The following is a 22,698-nucleotide window of genomic DNA, read 5'->3' on the forward strand; positions in this document are numbered from 1 at the left end:
ATATAACATTACGGCCGAGATAAGCGAAATGTAATAACATGACAAGTGATTCGACGGAGAACGGCACGAACAGCGGCCCGCTCGGCTTTGCGCTGCATGATCATGACGCATGCGTCAGTGACACGCTGGCCGCCGCCGAGGCACGCTGCGCGGCGGATGGTCTGCGTTTCACGCCTGTGCGCCGCAAGGTGCTTGAGATCCTGCTGCAGGAGCATCGCGCGCTCGGTGCCTATGCGATCCTTGACCGACTGCGCGAAGACGGGTTCGGATCACAGCCGCCTGTCGCCTACCGCGCCCTGGATTTTCTGGTGATGAACGGTCTGGCGCATAAGATCGAGCAACTGAATGCCTTCATCGCATGCGTCCACCCCAGCGAAGCGCATACCCCTGCCTTCATGATCTGCCGTCTGTGTGACGCTGTGGCCGAAACGCAGTCCTCGCCTGCGAAAGGGGCATTGGGGGACGCCGCGCGCGCCACCGGCTTTCGGATCGAACGCACCGTCGTCGAAGCGGAGGGCATCTGCCCGGCCTGCGCGGAAAAGGAAGACGCATGAGCCTTGTTGACGTTGACGGGCTCAGCCTCCGCTATGGGGCCAGAACAGTCCTGTCGCGCGTTTCCCTGAGCATCGCACCGGGTGAAATCGTCACGATCGTCGGGCCAAACGGATCGGGCAAAACCAGCCTGCTGCGCGCGATCATCGGGGCGGTGAAACCGTTTCAGGGGCGCGTCACAAGGGGGGCCGGCGTCACGCTGGGCTATGTCCCGCAAAAACTGCACATCGACGAAACGCTGCCTATGACGGTGGCGCGGTTTCTCAGGCTTCCCGGAGGCGCATCCGAGGCAGAAATTGATCAGGCACTGGCGCAGGCCGGGGTGCGGGATTTGTCCGGATCACAATTGGCGCAGCTTTCGGGGGGGCAGTTTCAACGGGTCATGCTGGCGCGCGCGCTGATCGGAAAACCTGATCTGCTGCTTCTGGACGAGGCCACGCAGGGGCTGGATCAGCGCGGCTCGGCCTCCTTTTACCAGCAGATCGAACAGGTACGCCGCGACACCGGATGCGCCGTTTTGATGATCAGCCACGAATTGCACGTGGTGATGAGCGCCTCTGACCGGGTCATCTGCCTCAATGGGCACGTCTGCTGCGAGGGGACACCGGCAGTTGTCGCCTCCGCGCCGGAGTATCGCGCCCTGTTCGGAACAGGCACCGGCGGCGCATTGGCGCTCTACCGGCATGAACACGATCACGAACATGACCACCACGACGGCTGCGCACACGGGCAGGCCACCGAAGATCGAACAGAGGCCGCTGAATAATGCTCGATGATTTCATGGTGCGCGCCGCTTTGGCCGGGATCGGCGTGGCCGTTGCCGCAGCCCCTCTTGGGTGTTTTGTCGTCTGGCGGCGTATGGCGTATTTTGGCGATGCCACCGCGCATGCGGCCATCCTCGGCGTTGCCTTGTCGCTTGCTTTCTCGATGTCGATCTTTATCGGCACCATGGTCGTGGCGTTGCTGATGGCCCTGACGGTCAGCGTGCTGTCAGGCCGCGGCTATGCAATGGATACGCTGCTGGGTGTTCTGGCGCATTCCGCGCTGGCCTTCGGGCTGGTTGCCGTGTCGTTTTTGTCCGGTGTGCGGATCGACCTGATGGCCTATCTCTTTGGCGATATCCTCGCCGTCTCGCGCGGTGATCTCGCGGTGATCTGGGGCGGTGCAGCGCTGGTTGTGCTGCTGATTGGCTGGCGCTGGTCGGCGTTGCTTACATCCACGCTGAACGAGGATCTCGCCCACGCAAGCGGGCTTGACCCCAAACGCGAACAACTGGTGCTGACGCTGGCCTTGGCCATTACCGTCGCGGTTGCGATCAAGGTCGTCGGGGTTTTGCTGATCGCGGCCATGCTGATCATCCCGGCGGCTGCCGCCCGGCCCCTGTCGCGCACCCCCGAAGGCATGGCCCTTGCCGCAGGTGCGATCGGGACGCTTTCAGCAATCGTGGGACTGCGCGCTGCCTATGTCCTTGATACGCCCGCGGGTCCATCAATTGTCTGCGTTGCCGCGCTGACGTTCCTCGCCACAAGTGTGATCAAAAGCGCCAGACCCGCAGCGTGACGCCCCGCTTCGATCTCATGGGGTCAGAGGTGTCGCCCTACAGCTTTTCCAGTTTATCGTGAGGCCTTGCGCGTCACTTCGCGTTCGACCAAAGGCAGAGGCCGCGAACGCGTGATCCAAGGGGACCGCGAAACGCTTTGCCAACCCCGAAGTGTCGGCGGTCGACAAAGGCGCAAGGGCTGGGATAGGGAACGGGGCCGACCCTCTTTGACACATGGACTGTTTGTGGACCTCCTTATCAAGACACATCTGAGATACGCCGTCCCGCAACCAAGCGATCTGCTGTTGCAGATCGAGGTGCTGTCAGACGCGCAGCAAACCTGCCGCCACACGCGCCTGCACCTGAACAAGGACCTGCCGCAACGCGAGATACCCGGCGCTGACACCGCCGGCCCACGCCGTTGGGTACAGTGTGACGCGCTGTTTGACTGCCGCTATGAAACGCAGGTGCGCATCATGCGACACGAGGCCCCCATCGAAACCCTGCCCGAAACGCCACGCCTTGCAATCCCCGGAGATGTCATTCCGTATATGATGCCCTCGCGCTATTGCCAGTCGGACCTGTTTCTGGATTTCGTCGCGACCCGGTTTGCGGATTTGACCGGCGGTGCATTGGTCAACGCGCTCAGCACATGGGTCAGCACGCATTTCACCTATGACAATAGCGTCAGCCATTCAGGAACTACCGCCACAGACAGCTTCGCCAGCCTCTCCGGCGTTTGCCGTGATTATGCCCATGTGCTGATCGCTCTGGCGCGCGCGGGCGGCATTCCCGCAAGGTTTGTCAGCGCATATGCACCGGACGTCAGGCCGCAGGACTTTCACGCCCTCGTTGAGGTCCACCTCGCTGGCGACTGGCATATCGTTGACCCCACGGGCATGGCACGCCCGTCAGAGGTTGCGAAAATCTGCGTGGGGCGCGATGCAGGGGATGCGTCATTTCTCACATCTTACGGGGCAATCGACCTCATCGAGCAATCGGTCGATGTGGTTCGTCTACCCACTTAACACAGATTTCCCCCTTGGATTCACGGAATACAAAGGAATTAAAGATTGTATCCGCCTGGTTTCAGCACTAACTAGAAACGTCGGATGATCGGGTGTGTTGCCCCTGTTTTGGATCTTAAATGACCTACTGTGTCGGCCTGCGCTTGCGCCGTGGCCTCGTTTTCATGTCGGATACCCGCACCAACGCAGGTGTGGACAATTTTTCGACCACCAAAAAGATGTTTACCTGGGAAGTGCCGGGGGAGCGCGTGATCACTCTGATGACCGCCGGTAATCTTGCGACGACGCAGGCGCTGATCAGTTTGCTGGAAGAAAGGTCAAAAACACCATCCGAACGCAGCCCGTCAATCCTTGAACGGCCCACCATGTTCGAGGTTGCGCGTCTGGTTGGTGCGACACTGAAGGAAGTGATCGCAGACACCGCCGGGACAGGTCAGGTCGCGTCGTCTCAGTTCAAAGCCTCGGTGATCGTCGGCGGTCAGGTCAAAGGCGGCCTGCCGACGCTGTTTTTGATATACCCTGAGGGGAATTTCATCGAAGTGACCGAGGATTCGCCCTTTTTCCAGATCGGCGAGGCAAAATACGGCAAGCCCATCCTCGTGCGCGCCTATGATCCCGACCTGAGTTTCGAAGATACGATCCGGCTTTTGATGGTTTCATTCGATTCGACCATCAAGGCGAACCTGTCGGTCGGACTGCCGCTAGACCTGCAAGTCTATGCAAACGACAGCTTCGCGATCAAGGAACAGTCCCGGGTTGAAGCGGATGACGCTTATTTTCAGTCAATATCTGAGCGCTGGGGCGACGCGTTGCGCAAGGCTTTGTCGGATTTGCCGCCCTATAAAAGCCTTTGAGGGCGTTGGATATGGGTTGCCCGTCCGCTGGATGGCTGAGCCAATCCGCCGTGATACCGGGACGTATCAGCAATGTCGAAGACTTGGCAGGGGCTGAGGGACTCGAACCCACGACCCTCGGTTTTGGAGACCGATGCTCTACCAACTGAGCTAAACCCCTATGCCGTTTATCGCATTAGTCGCAAACGCAGGAGTTTTCAAGAAGATTTGGCTGCGAGCGCACCGATTATCGAGTATCTAAAACCAAACACCACGGGACATCGCTCATATCCGGCGTCCACTCCACTGCCAGACCGCGGTCGAGCAACTCATTTTTCAAAAAGAGCCACCGATCTGTGCGCCGGCGCCGCACATCTGCAACGAAACGGCCCGCAAACGGATCAGGTTCAATATCTTCCAATTTGATCGGCGTTCCCGCTGGATAGAGTTTTTCCACCTGTGCTTTGGCTTCGGCACCCCACTCCAGCATCTCCTCTTCTCTTTCCGGGCAAGAACCGCGCCGCGTTTCAGGCGCATCTATCCCTCGAACCCGAATCGAGTATGTGCCTGTAAGGCCCGGCCAAAGATCGACAACGACTTCTAGCGTATCACCGTCTATAACCCGTACAATCGTGGCTGCGTATTCTGCGAATTGCACTGAATTATCTGACTGTTCGCTCGCATGGGCAGCGCTGCAAATCAATGCTGCAGTAGTCATAAACATCTTTAACATCAGCATGTCCCTTACGGATAACCGACCGTTGCAACGCCGATCCCGGCCAGCCGGCGGCGCATTTGGCCGGACTTGCGCTCTAGTAGGCAAATAACTTCGCGCGGAATGGCCTTATTATCAAGTGCAAAAGGCCGCAGCGTTCGCTGCGGCCTTTTTTCGTAGTGATATCGGAGTGCGGCAGAGCTGCCGTTACTCCATAATCTTCGACACGCTTTTGAGGGCGCGTCTCGGGATTACTCCGTAATCTTCGACACGACGCCGGCGCCGACGGTGCGGCCGCCTTCGCGGATCGCAAAGCGCAGGCCCTGCTCCATCGCGATCGGTGCGATCAGTTCAACGCCAAAGGACACGTTGTCGCCCGGCATGACCATCTCGGTGCCTTCCGCCAGCTGAACCGTGCCCGTCACGTCCGTTGTGCGGAAGTAGAACTGCGGGCGGTAGTTCGCAAAGAACGGCGTGTGGCGGCCACCTTCGTCCTTGGTCAGGATATAGGCTTCGGCCTCGAACTTCGTGTGTGGCTTGACCGACCCCGGCTTGCACAGAACCTGGCCACGCTCAACCGCCTCACGGTCAATACCACGCAGCAGCGCGCCGATGTTGTCGCCCGCCTCACCGCGATCCAGCAGCTTGCGGAACATCTCAACACCCGTACATGTTGTGCTCTGGGTGTCCTTGATCCCCACGATCTCGATGTTGTCGCCCACGTTGATCACGCCACGCTCAACACGGCCCGTCACAACAGTACCACGACCGGAGATCGAGAAGACGTCCTCAACCGGCATCAGGAACGGCTGGTCAATCGCACGCTCAGGCGTCGGGATGAACTCATCCACAGCCGCCATCAGCTTCTTGATCGCCTCTTCACCGATCTCGGGATCACGCCCTTCCATCGCCGCCAGCGCGGAGCCGGGGATCACGGGAATGTCGTCGCCGGGGTAGTCGTAGGAGGACAGCAGCTCGCGGATTTCCATCTCGACCAGCTCAAGCAGTTCCTCGTCATCGACCTGATCGACCTTGTTCATGAAGACAACCATCGTCGGGATGCCAACCTGGCGACCCAGCAGGATGTGCTCGCGCGTCTGGGGCATCGGGCCGTCAGCCGCGTTCACAACCAGGATCGCGCCGTCCATCTGCGCCGCACCGGTGATCATGTTCTTGACGTAGTCCGCGTGACCGGGGCAATCCACATGCGCGTAGTGACGGTTTTCCGTCTCGTATTCCACATGCGCGGTCGAAATCGTGATCCCGCGCGCTTTCTCCTCAGGCGCGCCGTCAATCTGGTCATACGCCTGAAAATCACCGAAATACTTCGTAATCGCAGCCGTCAGCGTCGTCTTGCCGTGGTCAACGTGACCAATCGTGCCAATGTTAACATGCGGTTTATTACGTTCAAACTTTGCCTTTGCCATGATGGCCTCCTTAGATATTCATTTGGGTATCTATGCACCCGGTGTTGGGGATCGCCGCCCCATATGGGGCGACTGAATTAAGCGAATTTGGCCTGGATCTCGTCGGAGATATTTTGTGGCACGGGATCGTAGTGATCGAATTGCATCGTGAACTGCGCACGTCCCGACGACATGGAGCGCAGCGTGTTGATGTAACCGAACATATTGGCAAGCGGCACAAAGCAATCAATCGCAATCGCATTGCCCCGTGGTTCCTGCCCGGATACCTGCCCCCGGCGGGAGGTCAGGTCACCAATGATGCCACCAGTGTATTCTTCCGGCGTGATCACTTCTACCTTCATGATCGGCTCGAGCAGTTTCGCACCGGCTTTCTTCATGCCTTCACGCATACCCATACGAGCAGCGATCTCGAACGCCAGAACGGAGGAGTCCACGTCGTGGAACTTACCGTCGATGAGCGCGACCTTGAAATCGATCACGGGGAAACCCGCCAGCGGGCCGGAGTCCATCACCGATTTGATGCCCTTTTCGACACCGGGGATGTATTCCTTTGGAACAGAACCACCAACGATCCGGCTCTCGAAGGAATACCCTTCGCCAGGCTCGGTCGGCGTCAGGATCATCTTGACCTCGGCGAATTGACCCGAGCCACCAGACTGCTTCTTGTGCGTGTAGGTGACTTCGGCCTCTTTCGAGATGGTCTCGCGATAGGCAACCTGTGGCGCACCGATGTTCGCCTCGACCTTGAATTCGCGCTTCAGACGGTCGACGAGAATGTCGAGGTGAAGTTCGCCCATGCCTTTCATGATGGTCTGACCGGATTCAAGATCCGTTTCCACCCGGAACGATGGATCTTCTGCTGCCAGACGCGCGAGGCCCTGAGACATCTTTTCCTGGTCGTTCTTCGTTTTTGGCTCAACCGCAATCTCGATCACCGGATCGGGGAAAGTCATGGTTTCCAGAACCACCGGATCGTTTTGCGCACAAAGCGTGTCACCGGTTGTTGTGTCCTTGAGACCCGCCAATGCGATGATGTCGCCCGCAAACGCCTCGTCGATCTCTTCACGGTTGTTCGAGTGCATCATCATCATCCGACCGACGCGCTCTTTCTTGCCTTTGGTCGCGTTGAGGATGGTGTCACCCTTGTTCATTGTACCCGAATAGATACGTGTGAACGTCAGCGAGCCAACAAAGGGGTCGTTCATGATTTTGAACGCAAGACCGGCAAAGGCCATGTCGTCATCCGCGCGGCGCGCGATGTTACGGGTTTCTTCTTCGTCACCCGGCTTGAAGCCCATGTAGTCAACCACGTCGAGCGGGCTCGGCAGGTAGTCGATCACAGCATTGAGCAGCGGCTGAACGCCTTTATTCTTGAAGGCAGAGCCGCCCAGAACCGGCACGAAGTGCAGCGCCAGCGTGCCCTTGCGCAGCAGAGCGCGCAGGGTTGGCACGTCGGGTTCGTTGCCTTCCAGATACTCCATCATCGCATCGTCGTCTTCTTCGACGGCTGCTTCGATCATCTTGCCGCGCCATTCTTCGGCCATGTCCTTGAGACTGTCACGGATTGGTGCCTTCACCCAGGACGCGCCAAGGTCTTCGCCCTGCCAGAGCCATTCTTCCATGGTCACGAGGTCAATCAGACCTTCCAACTCGGTTTCCGCACCGATTGGAATGCCGACAGGTACAGCACGCGCACCGGTGCGGTCTTCGATCATTCTGACGCAGTTGAAAAAGTCGGCGCCGATTTTGTCCATCTTGTTGACGAAAACCATGCGCGGAACCTTGTAACGGTCGGCCTGACGCCAAACCGTTTCTGTCTGTGGCTCAACACCGGCGTTTGCGTCCAGAACACAAACCGCACCGTCGAGCACCGCCAGAGACCGCTCGACCTCGATGGTGAAGTCAACGTGGCCGGGCGTGTCGATGATGTTCAGTCGGTGCTTTGGCGAGTCCGCAGTCGTACCATCTTCGGTGCGCTCCCAGAAGGTGGTGGTCGCAGCGGATGTAATGGTGATCCCGCGTTCCTGCTCCTGCTCCATCCAGTCCATCGTGGCCGCACCATCGTGCACCTCACCGATGTTGTGGGATTTGCCCGTATAGAACAAGATGCGTTCGGAACAGGTCGTTTTGCCGGCATCAATATGGGCCATGATGCCAAAGTTGCGGTAGCGGTCGAGCGGATAGTCGCGTGCCATTGGGCTGCTTCCTCAGGATATCTAAAAACGGTTGAATGCGCCCCCAGACGGGGCGCGAAATGTGCTTACCAGCGGTAGTGGCTGAAGGCTTTGTTGGCGTCTGCCATCTTGTGCGTGTCTTCGCGCTTTTTCACCGCGGTGCCGCGTGACTGGACAGCATCGAGCAATTCACCCGCGAGACGCTCTTCCATGGTGTTCTCATTGCGCGAACGGGCGGCTTTGATCAACCAGCGAATGGCCAGCGCCTGACGACGCTCGGGGCGGACTTCGACGGGCACCTGATAGGTGGCACCACCAACACGACGCGAGCGCACTTCGACAGAGGGCTGGATGTTGTCCAGCGCTTCGTGAAACACCTCGATGGGCGCACGTTTGATTTTCGTCTCAACGCGGGTCAGCGCGTTGTAAACAATGGTTTCTGCGACTGATTTCTTGCCATCAATCATCAGGTTGTTCATGAATTTCGTCAGGACCAGATCACCATATTTGGCATCGGGCAGGACTTCGCGTTTTTCGGCTGCGTGGCGACGGGACATATCTTATTCCTCTTACTTCGGACGCTTCGCGCCGTATTTCGAACGACGTTGCTTACGGTCTTTGACGCCTTGGGTATCCAGAACACCACGCAGAATGTGGTAACGGACACCGGGAAGGTCCTTGACACGGCCGCCACGGATCAGAACCACAGAGTGTTCCTGAAGGTTGTGGCTTTCGCCCGGAATGTAGCTGATGACCTCAAAACCGTTGGTCAGGCGAACCTTTGCAACTTTCCGCATCGCGGAGTTCGGCTTTTTCGGTGTGGTTGTGTAGACGCGCGTGCAAACGCCGCGCTTTTGCGGACACTCTTGCAAGTGCATCGATTTGGATCGTTTGATTTTAGGCTGCCGCGGCTTGCGGATCAGCTGTTGGATGGTTGGCATTCCGGCTTTATCCCCGTGTTGCTCACATATGTGTACACGGGACGGCCCCGTGCGGTTTCAAATTTACACAGCTCACGCGTCCATGAGCCGCCCCTTGCGCAAAAAGCGCGTTTATTTCTTGCCGCACGACTGCGACAACAAAAAAACCGCCTCCGCTTCCGTACCGAGGAAACGACGCGGTGGGTTAACAGAGGATCGGGCCGATAGGGGGCCGGATCGTGACCACTTCAGTATGATGTCAGCGCAGATAGGTGTAATACCTGCCCCGAGATAGCGCGCGTATAAAAGGAGTCGCAAAGGGTGTCAACAGCTTGCCTGAAGCCGTGAACAGGTTCTGACGGGTCGCCGAAGGATGGCTGACTTAGCTGGCCGCCATCAACTGGCGCTCACGGTAAAACGTAAACAATCCCGTTGCAACAATCAGACCTGCCCCAAGGAAGGTCAGCGGCGACGGCCAGTCCCCGAAAAACAACCATCCCAGAACCAGCGCCCAGATCAAACCGGTGTAGCGGAATGGCGCGATGAAAGACACATCCCCCGCCCGCATCACATGCACCGAGAAGAAGTAACCGCCAATAATAAAGACCGCAGCGGCCAAAACCATGCCGCCCAATTGGGGGGTCACAGGTGCCCATTCGGTGAAGAGGCACGCAAGACCGGAGGTCACCAGCACGGAAAAGGACGCGGCGAAAGTGACCAGCAAGGACGGGACACGCGCCGACATACGCCTTGTCGAGAGGTCGCGCACCGTAACACATACCACTGCGAGCAGGGCAAAAATCGACCAGATCGAAAACCCATCCGCACCCGGGCGCACGATCAGCAACATGCCAATGAATCCGACACCGATGGCAGCGAAGCGGCGCCAACCCACGGCCTCCCGCAAGAACACCGCAGAGCCAAGCGTCAGCATCAGCGGCAGCATCTGCAGGATCGCCGTTGCATTCGCCAGCGGCATGTTCAACAGGGCGGTCACGAAGAAGAAGGCCGCCGCCACCTCGGCCATTGAACGGATACCGATCAGCATCCAATCGCGACGCGGGATGTCAAATTGCCAGGCGTTGTTCCCATGCGCGAGAAATCCGATGAACACCGTGGCCAGTATCCCGCGCAGAAACAACAGCTGGAATAGCGGTAGATCGCCGTTGGTGGCCTTCAGGAACGCATCATTCAGTGTAAAGCAGGCCATTGACGCGATCATGAGTAACGCGCCATTCATGTTCGCCATCATCAATTTACTTCCTGCACTCTCGCACGAAACACCTTTTGCAGTGCCAAATCACGCCTGATTGACCGGCGCTGCGTCACAGAACACCCATCTGCACGAAATGAAAAGCCCCCACCGGTCGGATCCGGTGAGGGCTTTCCCTGTTCATGAAGCGCCAATTGGCGCGTCTGACGAAGTACCTGAAACATCAAGTGTCACGTAACGCGTTGAAATCTTTGATTTCAGACAGCGTTACGTGATCGAGGTTTTTCGCATGACGCTTTAATCGCGGCTTTCTTCCTCGTGATGTACGGGCTGGTCAAACACATCGCCGCCGACCATATCGTCCGCGACAGGTGCCGCGAGGGCGGCTGCGGCTTCTGCTTCTTCGCGGCGGGCTTCGATCACAACGTTGTCGCGATCCTGCGCCACACGGCGCACCTTCATGGTGGCACCACCCGTGCCCGCCGGAATCAGACGCCCGACGATGACGTTTTCCTTCAGGCCGACCAGCTTGTCCTTCTTACCCTGCACTGAGGCCTCGGTCAGAACACGCGTGGTTTCCTGGAACGACGCCGCTGAGATGAAGCTGCGGGTTTGCAAGCTGGCCTTGGTGATCCCCAGAAGGATCGGTTCGCCCTTGGCAGGACGGCCGTTTTTGCTCAGCGCCTTCGCGTTGGCCTGATCAAACTCCTGCTTGTCCACATGCTCGCCCTTGAGCAGCGTGGTATCACCGGATTCCTGGATCTCCCACTTTTGCAGCATCTGGCGCACGATGACTTCGATGTGCTTGTCGTTGATCTTCACACCTTGCAGGCGGTAAACGTCCTGCACCTCGTCGATCATGTAATCCGCCAGCGCTTCGACACCCATGATGGCAAGGATGTCATGCGGGGCCGGATTACCGTCCATGATGTAGTCGCCCTTCTGGACAAAATCACCTTCCGCAACCGGGATGTGCTTGCCCTTGGGCACCATGTATTCGACCTTGTGATCCGGATCTTCGGAGGACTCAATCGCGATACGGCGTTTGTTCTTATAGTCCTTGCCATAGCGCACATAGCCGTCGATTTCGGCGATGATGGCGTGATCCTTGGGGCGACGCGCCTCGAAGAGTTCCGCCACCCGTGGCAGACCACCGGTGATGTCCTTGGTCTTGGCACCTTCACGTGGAATGCGCGCGACCACATCACCCGCCTTGACCTCGGCCTGATCCTCGATGGACAGAACCGCATCCACCGACATCGGATAGGTCACCGGGTTGCCCGCATCATTGCGCACAGGCTCGCCATCGGCGTCCACCAGAATGATTTCAGGCTTCAGCTCATTGCCCTTGGTGGCAGAGCGCCAGTCGATCACGATCTTCTGTGTCATGCCGGTTGCATCATCGGTCTCATCCTTGATGGCGATCCCGGATACAAGATCCACGAATTTCGCCGTACCGGATTTCTCCGCAATGATGGGCAGCGTGTAGGGGTCCCACTCAAAGAGCTTGTCGCCACGTGCCACTTTCTGGCCTTCGGTGACGAAAAGCTTTGTACCGTAGCCCACTTTGTGGCTCGCACGCTCCTCACCATTGTCGTCCTGAATGATGAGTTTCATGTTCCGACCCATGACCATGATCTCACCCGCATCGTTTTCGAGCGTCTGAGCATTGTCAAAGACAACCTTACCGGAATGGCTTGCCTCAAGGAAGGACTGCTGGCCACCCTGTGCAACACCGCCGATGTGGAAGGTCCGCATCGTCAGCTGCGTGCCGGGCTCACCGATGGACTGCGCGGCGATGATGCCGACCGCTTCGCCAGTGTTGACCATCGTACCGCGCGCCAGGTCACGACCATAGCACATGGCACAGACGCCCTCTTCAGCTTCGCAGGTCAGCGGGCTGCGGATACGCGCCGAGGCAACACCTGCCTCCTCGATCGTGTCCGACATCCGTTCGTCGATCAGCGTACCCGCAGCGGCGAGCACCTCATCGGTTCCCGGACGCACCACATCCTCAGCCAGCACGCGGCCCAGAATACGTTCGCTCAGCGACGACACGACTTCACCGTCATTCACCGCAGCCACGGCTGTGATGGACGATTCGGTGCCACAATCGCGCATACGCACGATGCAATCCTGCGCCACATCGACAAGACGCCGCGTCAGGTAACCTGAGTTCGCCGTCTTCAAAGCGGTATCCGACAGACCCTTCCGCGCGCCGTGGGTCGAGTTGAAGTACTCCAGAACGGTCAGCCCTTCCTTGAAGTTCGAAATGATCGGTGTCTCGATGATATCGCCATTCGGCTTGGCCATCAGGCCGCGCATACCGCCGAGCTGTTTCATCTGCGTCACCGATCCCCGCGCACCGGAGTGGGCCATCATATAGACCGAATTCGGTTCCATTTCGGAACCGTCAGCGTCTTTCCGACTGGCCGAGATCGAACCCATCATCGCGTCCGTGACCTTGTCGTTACACTTCGACCAGGCATCGACCACCTTGTTGTACTTCTCGCCCTGGGTGATCAGGCCGTCCATATATTGCTGTTCGAAATCCTTCACCAACTCCCGTGTCTCACCAACGATGGGCCATTTGGTGTCGGGGATCAGCATGTCGTCCTTGCCAAAGGAAATCCCGGCCTTGAAAGCTTCGCGGAAACCCATGGTCATGATCTGGTCGCAGAAAATGACGGATTCCTTCTGACCGCAATAGCGATAGACGGTGTCGATGATCTGCTGCACTTCTTTCTTGCGCAACAAACGGTTCACCAAATCAAACGGCGCCTTGGCGTTCAGCGGCAGCAGCGCACCAAGACGGATACGTCCCGGTGTCGTGTCAAAACGCTTCATCACTTCCAGACCGTTCTCGTCGATCTGGGTGATCCGTGCCGTGATCTTGGAGTGCAGGTGCACCATTCCGGCATCGAGCGCGTGTTGCACTTCTTCGACGGAGCCAAAGACCATGCCTTCGCCCTTCATCCCTTCACGCTCCAGTGTCGTGTAGTAGAGACCGAGGATCATGTCCTGCGACGGTACGATGATCGGTGCACCGTTTGCAGGCGACAGAACGTTGTTCGTCGACATCATCAAAACGCGCGCTTCAAGCTGCGCCTCAAGGCTCAGCGGCACGTGGACAGCCATCTGGTCGCCGTCAAAGTCCGCGTTAAAGGCCGAACAGACCAGCGGGTGAAGCTGAATGGCTTTCCCTTCGATCAACACGGGTTCAAACGCCTGAATACCGAGACGGTGCAACGTGGGCGCACGGTTCAGCATGACAGGGTGTTCGCGGATGACCTCATCAAGGATATCCCACACTTCGGGACGCTCTTTTTCGACCAGCTTTTTCGCCTGCTTCACGGTGGACGAAAGCCCCTTGGCCTCAAGCCGCGAATAGATGAACGGTTTGAACAGCTCCAGCGCCATCTTTTTCGGCAAGCCACATTGATGCAGCTTCAGTTCCGGGCCGGTCACGATGACGGAACGACCGGAGAAGTCGACGCGTTTACCCAAAAGGTTCTGGCGGAAGCGGCCCTGCTTGCCTTTCAGCATGTCCGACAGCGATTTCAGCGGACGCTTGTTGGCACCCGTGATCACGCGACCCCGACGACCGTTGTCAAACAAAGCATCGACGGATTCCTGCAGCATCCGCTTTTCGTTACGCACGATGATATCAGGTGCGCGCAATTCAATCAGCCGCTTGAGGCGGTTGTTCCGGTTGATCACACGACGGTAAAGGTCGTTGAGGTCGGAGGTTGCAAAACGGCCCCCATCCAGCGGCACCAGCGGGCGCAGTTCCGGCGGGATCACGGGGATCACGGTCAGAACCATCCACTCCGGACGGTTGCCGGATTCGAGGAAGGATTCCACAACCTTCAGACGCTTGATGATCTTCTTGGGCTTCAGCTCACCGGTGGCTTCCTTAAGGTCAGCGCGCAGTTGATCGGCTTCCGCTTCGAGATCAATGGCGGCCAGCATCTCACGGATCGCTTCGGCACCGATGTTCGCGGTGAAGGCATCCATGCCATAGATGTCTTGCGCATCCATGTACTCTTCTTCGGTCATCATCTGACCGTAGGTGAGTTCTGTCAGGCCCGGCTCGATCACGACATAGTTCTCGAAATAAAGCACACGTTCCAGATCACGCAGCGTCATGTCCAGCATCAGACCAATACGGGACGGCAGCGATTTCAGGAACCAGATATGCGCGACCGGCGAGGCCAGTTCGATGTGGCCCATCCGCTCACGGCGCACTTTTTGCAGCGTGACTTCCACACCGCATTTCTCGCAGACAACGCCGCGATACTTCATGCGCTTGTACTTGCCGCAAAGGCACTCGTAATCCTTGATCGGGCCGAAGATACGCGCGCAGAACAGACCGTCCCGCTCAGGCTTGAACGTCCGGTAGTTGATGGTTTCGGGTTTCTTGATCTCACCGAAGGACCACGACAGAATCCGCTCTGGCGATGCCAGAGAGACCTTGATCTCGTCGAATGTCTTAAGGGGGGCAACCGGATTGAACGGGTTGTTTGTCAGTTCTTGGTTCATTTCTTTAGACCTCTTTCAGCGAGGATGTCAGACAATAAAAATGTCGACGAGGATTACCACTGCGATCAGAATGCAATGCACTGCAAAAGCGCCAAAAATATGCGGAGTTAAAAGCGCAATCTGACGTTCCATCATATGACGGTCTCGCAAGAAGCTCGACTTCTGGTCCCACGTTGTTCCGGGAATTGTGTCCCAAAACCAGTTGATACAGCGCGCCATTGAAGCAACGAGAGAAATGGCGATTGCCCCTACTGCGATTATGGAAAGCGTTGTCATTACAAGTAGCTCTGTTTCTCAGCTTCACTCATCTTCCTCCGCATCCAGGAGTTCCATGTTGAGGCCGAGGCCGCGGACTTCTTTGACCAGAACGTTAAACGATTCCGGTACGCCGGCTTCGAAGTTGTCCTCGCCTTTGACGATGCTTTCGTAGACTTTCGTCCGTCCGGCAACGTCGTCCGACTTCACGGTCAGCATTTCCTGCAGGGTGTATGCAGCGCCATAAGCTTCCAGCGCCCAGACCTCCATCTCCCCGAAACGCTGTCCACCGAATTGCGCCTTACCGCCCAAGGGCTGCTGGGTGACCAGCGAGTATGGACCGGTCGAGCGTGCGTGGATTTTATCATCCACAAGGTGGTGCAGCTTGAGCAGGTATTTCACGCCGACGGTCACGGGGCGGGCGAATTGCTCGCCGGTGCGGCCGTCAAACAGGATCGACTGACCGGATTCAGAGAAGCCCGCGCGCACCAGAGCGTCGTTCACGTCGCCCTCTTTCGCACCGTCAAAGACGGGCGTTGCAATCGGCACACCACGTGTGACATTGCCCGCCGCCTCGATGAGCGTTTCCTCATCCATACCGGCGATGCCCTCGTCATAGACGTTTTCACCATAGGCATGGCTGAGCGCGTCGCGCACAGGTGTCAGATCGCCAGAGCGACGATATTCCTGCAACGCCTCATCCACGTTCAGCCCCAGACCGCGTGCGGCCCAGCCCATATGTGTCTCGAGGATCTGACCCACATTCATGCGCGACGGCACGCCCAGCGGGTTCAGACAGAAGTCAACCGGAGTGCCATCTGCAAGGAACGGCATATCCTCCATCGGAACGACTTTGGAGATAACCCCTTTGTTCCCGTGACGCCCGGCCATCTTGTCACCCGGTTGCAGCTTGCGCTTCACCGCCACGAAGACCTTGACCATCTTCATCACGCCCGGGGGCAGATCATCGCCACGACGGACTTTTTCGACCTTGTCCTCGAAACGCGCATCCAGCGTACGTTTCTGGATCTCGTACTGCTCGTTCAGGGCTTCAACGACTTGCGCATCCCCCTCATCCTTGAGCGCCAGTTGCCACCACTGAACGCGGGGCAGCATTTGCAACAGGTCCTCGGTGATCTCCGCATTCGCGGAGACGCCTTTCGGCCCCTTCACCGCCACCTTACCCAGGATCGTCGACTTGAGACGCGCGTAGATGTTGCGATCAAGGATCGCCATTTCATCGTCACGGTCACGGGCCAGACGTTCGACCTCTTCGCGCTCGATCTGCAAGGCGCGCTCGTCTTTTTCCACACCATGGCGGTTGAACACGCGCACTTCGACGACCGTACCGAAATCACCCGGTTTGACACGCAACGATGTGTCCCGCACATCCGATGCTTTCTCACCAAAGATCGCACGGAGAAGTTTTTCCTCCGGCGTCATCGGGCTTTCGCCCTTGGGTGTGATCTTGCCCACGAGGATATCGCCCGGCTCCACATCGGCGCCGATGTAGACGATGCCCGCTTCATCAAGGTTGCGCAGGGCTTCCTCGCCGACGTTCGGAATATCGCGGGTGATTTCTTCCGGACCCAGTTTCGTGTCACGCGCGGCGACTTCGAATTCCTCGATATGGATCGAGGTAAAGACGTCGTCACGGGCGATCCGCTCGGAGATCAGAATGGAGTCTTCATAGTTGTAGCCATTCCACGGCATGAAGGCGACGACGACGTTCTTGCCGAGCGCCAGTTCCCCCATATCGGTGGAGGGACCATCCGCGATCACCTGCCCTTTGAGCACCGTGTCGCCCACCTTCACCAGCGGACGCTGGTTGATGCAGGTGTTCTGGTTGGAGCGCTGGAATTTGCGCATGCGGTAAATGTCCACACCCGCGTCACCCAGTTCCAGATCAGATGTCGCACGAATAACGATACGCTGTGCATCCACCTGGTCGATGATGCCCGCGCGTTTCGCCATGATCGCCGCACCGGAGTCGCGCGCAACCACTTCTTCGATGCCAGTACCCACGAGAGGGGCCTCGGCCTGAAGTAGTGGAACCGCCTGACGTTGCATGTTCGAGCCCATCAAGGCCCGGTTCGCGTCATCGTTTTCGAGGAACGGGATCAGCGAGGCCGCAACAGATACCAACTGTTTGGGCGACACGTCGATCAAATCGACATTCTCGGAGGGTGCCAAGGTATAGTCACCGGACTGACGCGTGCTGACCAGATCGTTTTTGAAACGACCGTCCTCATCCAACTGCGCGTTCGCCTGCGCAACAGTGTGACGCATCTCTTCGGTGGCGGACATATACTGTACTTCGTCCGTTACCATGCGGTTTTCGACCTTGCGGTATGGCGTTTCGATGAAGCCGTATTTGTTCACGCGGGCAAAAGTTGCCAGCGAGTTGATCAGACCGATGTTCGGCCCTTCCGGCGTTTCAATCGGACACATCCGGCCATAGTGCGTCGGGTGCACGTCGCGCACCTCAAAGCCCGCACGTTCGCGCGTCAGACCGCCCGGCCCAAGCGCGGAAAGACGACGTTTATGCGTCACTTCCGACAGCGGGTTGGTCTGGTCCATGAACTGCGACAACTGCGAGGAGCCGAAGAATTCACGCACAGCGGCCGCAGCCGGTTTCGCGTTGATCAGATCCTGCGGCATCACCGTGTCAATCTCGACCGAGGACATGCGTTCCTTGATCGCGCGTTCCATGCGTAGCAGGCCCACACGGTACTGGTTCTCCATCAGTTCGCCGACAGAGCGAACACGACGGTTGCCGAGGTGGTCGATGTCGTCAATGTCACCGCGCCCGTCGCGCAGGTCCACCAGCGCCTTGATGCAGGCGACGATGTCTTCGCGGCGCAAGGTGCGCTGCGTGTCTTCGGCGTCCAGCGCCAGACGCATGTTCATTTTCACGCGGCCAACGGCAGACAGATCATACCGCTCGGCATCAAAGAACAACGTGTCAAACAGGGCCGATGCGGCCTCGACGGTGGGGGGTTCGCCCGGACGCATCACGCGGTAAATGTCCATGAGCGCGGTGTCGCGGTTCATGTTCTTGTCCTGCGCCATCGTGTTGCGCATGTAAGGGCCGACATTCACATTGTCGATGTCCAGCACCGGAATCTCCGTGATCCCTGCATCGACCAGCTCTTTTGCCGTGCCACCGATCAGCGTGCCGTCCTTGTCATACTCAAGCGTCAACTCATCACCGGCCTCGACATAAATCGCACCGGTCTCTTCGTTGATGATGTCCTTGGCGACAAACTTGCCCGCGATGTGCTCGTAGGGGAGCAACAATTCGGTCACCTTGCCCTCGTCGATCAGTTTCTTGACCGCGCGTGGCGTGACTTTCTTGCCTCTTTCGAAAAGGACTTCACCGGATGCCGCATCCACCAGATCATACGTCGGGCGGGTCCCGCGCACGCGATCAGGGAAGAAGGGGGCGACCCAGCCTTTGTTCTTCTCCAGCTTGTAGGTGATGGTGTCATAATAGGCATCCATGATCGCTTCCTGATCGAGACCCAGCGAATAAAGCAGCGTGGTCACAGGAAGCTTGCGGCGGCGGTCGATCCGCGCAAAGACGATGTCTTTTGCGTCAAATTCGAAGTCCAGCCATGAACCGCGATAAGGAATGATCCGGCAGGCAAACAGCAGCTTGCCCGAGGAATGCGTCTTGCCTTTGTCGTGATCAAAGAACACACCGGGGGAGCGGTGCATCTGGGACACGATCACACGCTCGGTCCCATTCACCACAAATGTACCGTTCGGTGTCATCAAGGGCATATCACCCATGAAAACGTCTTGTTCCTTGATGTCCTTGACCGATTTGGCACCGGTGTCCTCATCAACATCAAATACGATCAGGCGCAGCGTCACTTTCAAGGGTGCGCTGTAGGTCATGTCGCGTTGCTGACACTCCTCAACATCATATTTGGGCTTCTCAAGCTCGTATTTTACGTACTCAAGAACGGATGTTTCGTTGAAATCCTTGATCGGGAAAACAGACTGGAACACGCCAGCAATGCCCTCACCATCGGTGGGTACTTCTGCTTCGCCTGAGTTCAGGAAGAGATCATACGAGGATTTTTGCACCTCGATCAGGTTTGGCATATCCAGTACTTCGCGGATTTTGCCATAATATTTACGTAGACGTTTCTGGCCAAGGAACGATTGAGCCATATCAGGTGTCACCTTTCAGAGTTCTCACCGGTCGAGGACACCGTCGGGCCACGGCACCTCGCCCATACGAGACGATACGTTTCGGTCTATTCGTGAGCACCGTCCCACCGGTGCCCTCCCGACCATTGAACCGCATCTTGGAAAGCGCCCTCGTCAAAAGGCCCTTACCAAGACAGGTTGAGCCGGACCTGAAATCTCAGGTCCAGCTCGGTTTTTGCATCGAAAGCCATATAGTCCGGCTTTCGGGCGTGGCAACTTAGGCCAGCTCGACTTCGGCGCCAGCTGCTTCCAGCTTGCCTTTGATCTCTTCGGCTTCTGCCTTGTCGCAGCCTTCTTTGATCTTGCCGCCAGCTTCGACGAGGTCCTTGGCTTCTTTCAGGCCCAGACCGGTGATGCCGCGTACTTCCTTGATGACGTTGATTTTCGAAGCGCCTGGGCTTTTCAATACAACGTCAAACTCTGTCTTTTCTTCCTCGGCAGCGCCCGCATCGGCAGGACCGGCCATCATGACAGCGCCACCGGCTGCTGGCTCGATGCCGTATTCGTCTTTGAGGATTGTCTTCAGTTCTTGTGCTTCCAGCAGAGTGAGACCAACGATCTCTTCCGCCAATTTTTTCAGATCAGCCATGTTTTAGCTCTTTCCGTTAACGATATGTGTTTTCCAACGCCGAGTGTTCAACCCAACGCCAATATGACGATTGCTTAAGCGGCCGCCTTGTCCTCAACAGTGGACAAGATGGATGCGATATTGCTCGCAGGTGCGCCAATGGCCCCGGCGATGTTCGAAGCAGGTGCGCCCAGCATGCCCGCGATAGTAGCAATAAGCTCCTCGCGCGAAGGCATTTTGGACACGGCTTCCACACCGGCGGCGTCCAACGCGTTCTCACCCATTGCGCCGCCGAGAATCACAAACTTTTGATTCTCCTTGGCATAGTCCTGAGCAACCTTGGCCGCAGCCACGGGATCCTCAGAAAAGGTCAGAACGGTCATACCCGTCAGAAGGTCAGCGATGCTTGCGCATGGCTTGCCCTCAAGGGCGATCTTGGCGAGCCTGTTTTTGGCAACACGCACAGACCCACCCGCGTCGCGTGCGCGCGCGCGAAGGTCCTGCATTTCAGCAACTGTCAGACCGGCGTAGTGGCTTACCACAACGACACCAGAGCTTTCAAAGATCTGGCCGAGTTCGTCGACCAACTGTTCTTTTTGTGCTCTATCCACAGTTTCACTCCAATTGTGGTCGGGTTCCCCCGACCGGCTCAGTTTAGAGAAGCGATCTTCTGCCCCTCGTTTCGGGTCCAATTCAGGGTCCCGAGCCATGACCGCCCGAAGGCTTGAATGATCTCGTTTCCCATCTCAGGAAGGAATTATGCGAGGTGACCCCCGAACCCTCCGTCTCGGACAGAAAGCAAGGCCAACGTGTCGGCCTTGCCTACTTGACGGGTTGCCCCGCCAAATTCTTATTCGACGTTCGCGTCCTCGATCGCGACCGACACGCCCGGGCCCATGGTCGAACTCAGCGCGATCTTTTTCATATAGGCGCCTTTGGCGCCGGTCGGCTTGGCCTTGGACACCGCTCCAACGAAGGCGCGGATGTTCTCCACCAGCTTGGCCTCGTCAAAGCTCAGTTTGCCAACGCCGGCATGCACGACGCCGCCTTTCTCGGCCTTGAACTGAACTTCGCCGCCTTTCGCCGCTTTCACTGCGGCTTCGACGTCCATCGTCACGGTGCCAACCTTGGGGTTCGGCATCAGGTTACGCGGGCCAAGCACCTTACCCAGACGACCAACGATTGGCATCATGTCAGGCGTTGCAATACAACGATCAAATTCGATCTTGCCGCTTTGCACAGTTTCCATCAGGTCCTCAGCACCAACGATGTCCGCCCCAGCCGCCGTTGCTTCATCCGCTTTCGCACCACGGGCAAACACAGCGACGCGCACGGTTTTACCAGTGCCGTTCGGCAGACCGACAACACCGCGCACCATCTGATCCGCGTGACGCGGGTCAACGCCCAGGTTCATCGCGATCTCAACGGTTTCGTCAAATTTGACCGACGAATTCGCTTTAATCAGCGCGACAGCTTCTTCGACCGTAACGTTTTCCTTGCCTGCGAAGGCTTCACGTGCAGCGCGGGCTCTTTTTCCAAGTTTTGCCATCTTACTTTACCTCGATGCCCATGGAGCGGGCAGAACCCAGAATGATCTTCATCGCCGCTTCGATCGACGTGGCGTTCAGGTCTTTCATCTTCGCTTCGGCAATCTCACGGACCTGCTTGCTGCTCACGTAACCCACGACTTCGCGCGACGGCGTCTTTGCGCCGGACGACAGCTTGGCGGCCTTCTTGAGGTAATAAGACGCTGGCGGCGTCTTGATATCCATGGTGAAGGACTTGTCCTGATAATAGGTGATCACGGTCGGGCAAGGGGCGCCTTGCTCCATATCTGCGGTCTTGGCGTTGAACGCCTTGCAGAATTCCATGATGTTGATGCCGCGCTGACCCAGCGCCGGACCAACCGGCGGAGATGGGTTTGCTTGCCCGGCGGGCACCTGCAGCTTCATGCTGCCAACGAGTTTCTTGGCCATTGGCCTTCTCCTTTTCCAACCCCGGTGCAGCGCGCTGCCTCAGGTCTTGTTGTCGTGGTCCGGTCCGGATGCCGCGGCACCCTCGCCTCCCACGCTTTGCACGTCAGGACTGCTTATTGACCTGCGTGAATTCCAGTTCGACCGGCGTCTCCCGGCCAAAGATAGACACCGACACCTTCAGGCGCTGGTTCTCGTCGTCCACTTCTTCGATCATGCCGTCGAAGTCCTCGAACGGGCCATCGGCAACCTTGACCTTTTCGCCCACCTCAAAATGGATCAAAGTGCGCGGCGCTTCTTCACCTTCCTGCACACGGTTGAGAATCGCGTTCACTTCCGCATCCCGCATCGGCATCGGTCGGCCCTGTGGCCCAAGGAACCCGGTGACGCGGTTGATGGAGTTCACAAGGTGATACCCCTTGTCCGACATCTCCATATGCACCAACACATAACCCGGCATGAAACGGCGCTCAGTGGTCACCTTCTTGCCGCGCCGCACCTCGATCACCTCTTCGGTCGGAACCAGAACTTCGTCGATCTGGTCTTCCAACTCCTGCTCAGCCACGGAAGTACGGATTTGCTCTGCGATCTTCTTTTCAAAGTTCGACAGGACACTGACCGAATACCACCGCTTTGCCATTTGAACCCTATTCCCTGTCTGCGATCGACACGTGAGCGCCAATTTTCTTTTACCATCAAGCCCTTGAGCCGCTGATCCAGAACAGAAAATCGGCGCG

At 57.7% G+C, this 22,698-nt stretch carries 19 protein-coding genes and 1 tRNA gene; 5 read left to right on the top strand and 15 right to left on the bottom strand.

Annotated features, from left to right (window positions below; genetic code table 11):
• Positions 1 to 38 precede the first annotated feature (38 nt).
• From RD1_RS18320 to RD1_RS18340, 5 genes are all read left to right on the top strand, one after another.
• Positions 39 to 554 (top strand): Fur family transcriptional regulator, encoded by a 516-nt coding sequence (locus RD1_RS18320; protein ID WP_011570064.1) that lies wholly within the window; start codon positions 39 to 41, stop codon positions 552 to 554.
• Entirely contained in the window at positions 551 to 1,318 is a 768-nt protein-coding gene (locus tag RD1_RS18325; RefSeq protein WP_011570065.1) for a metal ABC transporter ATP-binding protein, read from the top strand. The genes RD1_RS18320 and RD1_RS18325 overlap by 4 nt, the downstream gene beginning before the upstream one ends.
• The gene (locus RD1_RS18330) at positions 1,318 to 2,112 is read left to right on the top strand and encodes a metal ABC transporter permease (RefSeq protein ID WP_011570066.1); all 795 of its coding nucleotides are present in this window, start codon (positions 1,318 to 1,320) and stop codon (positions 2,110 to 2,112) included. Before RD1_RS18325 ends, RD1_RS18330 begins: the two co-directional genes overlap by 1 nt.
• 225 nt (positions 2,113 to 2,337) lie before the next feature.
• Positions 2,338 to 3,120 carry a transglutaminase-like domain-containing protein gene (locus RD1_RS18335; RefSeq protein WP_044033256.1) on the top strand — a complete coding sequence of 261 codons (783 nt, stop codon included), beginning with the start codon at positions 2,338 to 2,340 and terminating at the stop codon, positions 3,118 to 3,120.
• A 119-nt stretch (positions 3,121 to 3,239) separates the two neighbouring features.
• On the top strand, positions 3,240 to 3,974 hold the full coding sequence (locus RD1_RS18340; protein ID WP_011570068.1) for a peptidase: 735 nt from the start codon (positions 3,240 to 3,242) through the stop codon (positions 3,972 to 3,974).
• Between the two features lie 84 nt (positions 3,975 to 4,058).
• Here the strand turns inward: RD1_RS18340 and RD1_RS18345 are convergent.
• The 15 genes from RD1_RS18345 to nusG all read right to left on the bottom strand — a co-directional run bounded on the left by RD1_RS18345 (position 4,059) and on the right by nusG (position 22,601).
• Positions 4,059 to 4,134 (bottom strand) — tRNA-Trp (locus tag RD1_RS18345).
• 66 nt (positions 4,135 to 4,200) lie between these two features.
• Positions 4,201 to 4,686, bottom strand: coding sequence for a thermonuclease family protein (locus RD1_RS18350; protein ID WP_171960026.1), 486 nt, complete (start codon positions 4,684 to 4,686; stop codon positions 4,201 to 4,203).
• Between the two features lie 233 nt (positions 4,687 to 4,919).
• Complete coding sequence (gene tuf / locus RD1_RS18355; protein ID WP_011567656.1) at positions 4,920 to 6,095, bottom strand: elongation factor Tu; 1,176 nt, start codon at positions 6,093 to 6,095, stop codon at positions 4,920 to 4,922.
• 77 nt (positions 6,096 to 6,172) lie between these two features.
• Positions 6,173 to 8,290: an elongation factor G gene (fusA, locus tag RD1_RS18360; protein WP_011570070.1), complete on the bottom strand. Its 2,118-nt coding sequence runs from the start codon at positions 8,288 to 8,290 to the stop codon at positions 6,173 to 6,175.
• Between the two features lie 65 nt (positions 8,291 to 8,355).
• Positions 8,356 to 8,826 (bottom strand): 30S ribosomal protein S7, encoded by a 471-nt coding sequence (rpsG, locus tag RD1_RS18365; protein ID WP_011570071.1) that lies wholly within the window; start codon positions 8,824 to 8,826, stop codon positions 8,356 to 8,358.
• A 12-nt stretch (positions 8,827 to 8,838) separates the two neighbouring features.
• On the bottom strand, positions 8,839 to 9,210 hold the full coding sequence (gene rpsL, locus RD1_RS18370; protein ID WP_011570072.1) for a 30S ribosomal protein S12: 372 nt from the start codon (positions 9,208 to 9,210) through the stop codon (positions 8,839 to 8,841).
• A gap of 361 nt (positions 9,211 to 9,571) precedes the next feature.
• Complete coding sequence (locus RD1_RS18375; protein ID WP_011570073.1) at positions 9,572 to 10,441, bottom strand: DMT family transporter; 870 nt, start codon at positions 10,439 to 10,441, stop codon at positions 9,572 to 9,574.
• A 258-nt stretch (positions 10,442 to 10,699) separates the two neighbouring features.
• Positions 10,700 to 14,944 carry a DNA-directed RNA polymerase subunit beta' gene (gene rpoC / locus RD1_RS18380; protein ID WP_011570075.1) on the bottom strand — a complete coding sequence of 1,415 codons (4,245 nt, stop codon included), beginning with the start codon at positions 14,942 to 14,944 and terminating at the stop codon, positions 10,700 to 10,702.
• Positions 14,945 to 14,971: 27 nt separating this feature from the next.
• Complete coding sequence (locus RD1_RS18385; protein ID WP_044033257.1) at positions 14,972 to 15,220, bottom strand: hypothetical protein; 249 nt, start codon at positions 15,218 to 15,220, stop codon at positions 14,972 to 14,974.
• Between the two features lie 24 nt (positions 15,221 to 15,244).
• Positions 15,245 to 19,381 carry a DNA-directed RNA polymerase subunit beta gene (gene rpoB, locus RD1_RS18390; protein ID WP_011570076.1) on the bottom strand — a complete coding sequence of 1,379 codons (4,137 nt, stop codon included), beginning with the start codon at positions 19,379 to 19,381 and terminating at the stop codon, positions 15,245 to 15,247.
• Positions 19,382 to 19,637: 256 nt separating this feature from the next.
• Positions 19,638 to 20,009 carry a 50S ribosomal protein L7/L12 gene (gene rplL / locus RD1_RS18395; RefSeq protein ID WP_011570077.1) on the bottom strand — a complete coding sequence of 124 codons (372 nt, stop codon included), beginning with the start codon at positions 20,007 to 20,009 and terminating at the stop codon, positions 19,638 to 19,640.
• 74 nt (positions 20,010 to 20,083) lie between these two features.
• Complete coding sequence (gene rplJ / locus RD1_RS18400) at positions 20,084 to 20,599, bottom strand: 50S ribosomal protein L10 (RefSeq protein WP_011570078.1); 516 nt, start codon at positions 20,597 to 20,599, stop codon at positions 20,084 to 20,086.
• Positions 20,600 to 20,838: 239 nt separating this feature from the next.
• Positions 20,839 to 21,537, bottom strand: a complete 699-nt coding sequence (gene rplA / locus RD1_RS18405; protein ID WP_011570079.1) for a 50S ribosomal protein L1 — start codon at positions 21,535 to 21,537, stop codon at positions 20,839 to 20,841.
• A gap of 1 nt (position 21,538) precedes the next feature.
• Entirely contained in the window at positions 21,539 to 21,964 is a 426-nt protein-coding gene (rplK, locus tag RD1_RS18410; protein WP_011570080.1) for a 50S ribosomal protein L11, read from the bottom strand.
• A gap of 103 nt (positions 21,965 to 22,067) precedes the next feature.
• Entirely contained in the window at positions 22,068 to 22,601 is a 534-nt protein-coding gene (gene nusG, locus RD1_RS18415) for a transcription termination/antitermination protein NusG (RefSeq protein WP_044033258.1), read from the bottom strand.
• Between the last annotated feature and the right edge of the window lie 97 nt (positions 22,602 to 22,698).

The organism is Roseobacter denitrificans OCh 114 (genome assembly GCF_000014045.1).
In the GTDB taxonomy this organism is placed as follows: domain Bacteria; phylum Pseudomonadota; class Alphaproteobacteria; order Rhodobacterales; family Rhodobacteraceae; genus Roseobacter; species Roseobacter denitrificans.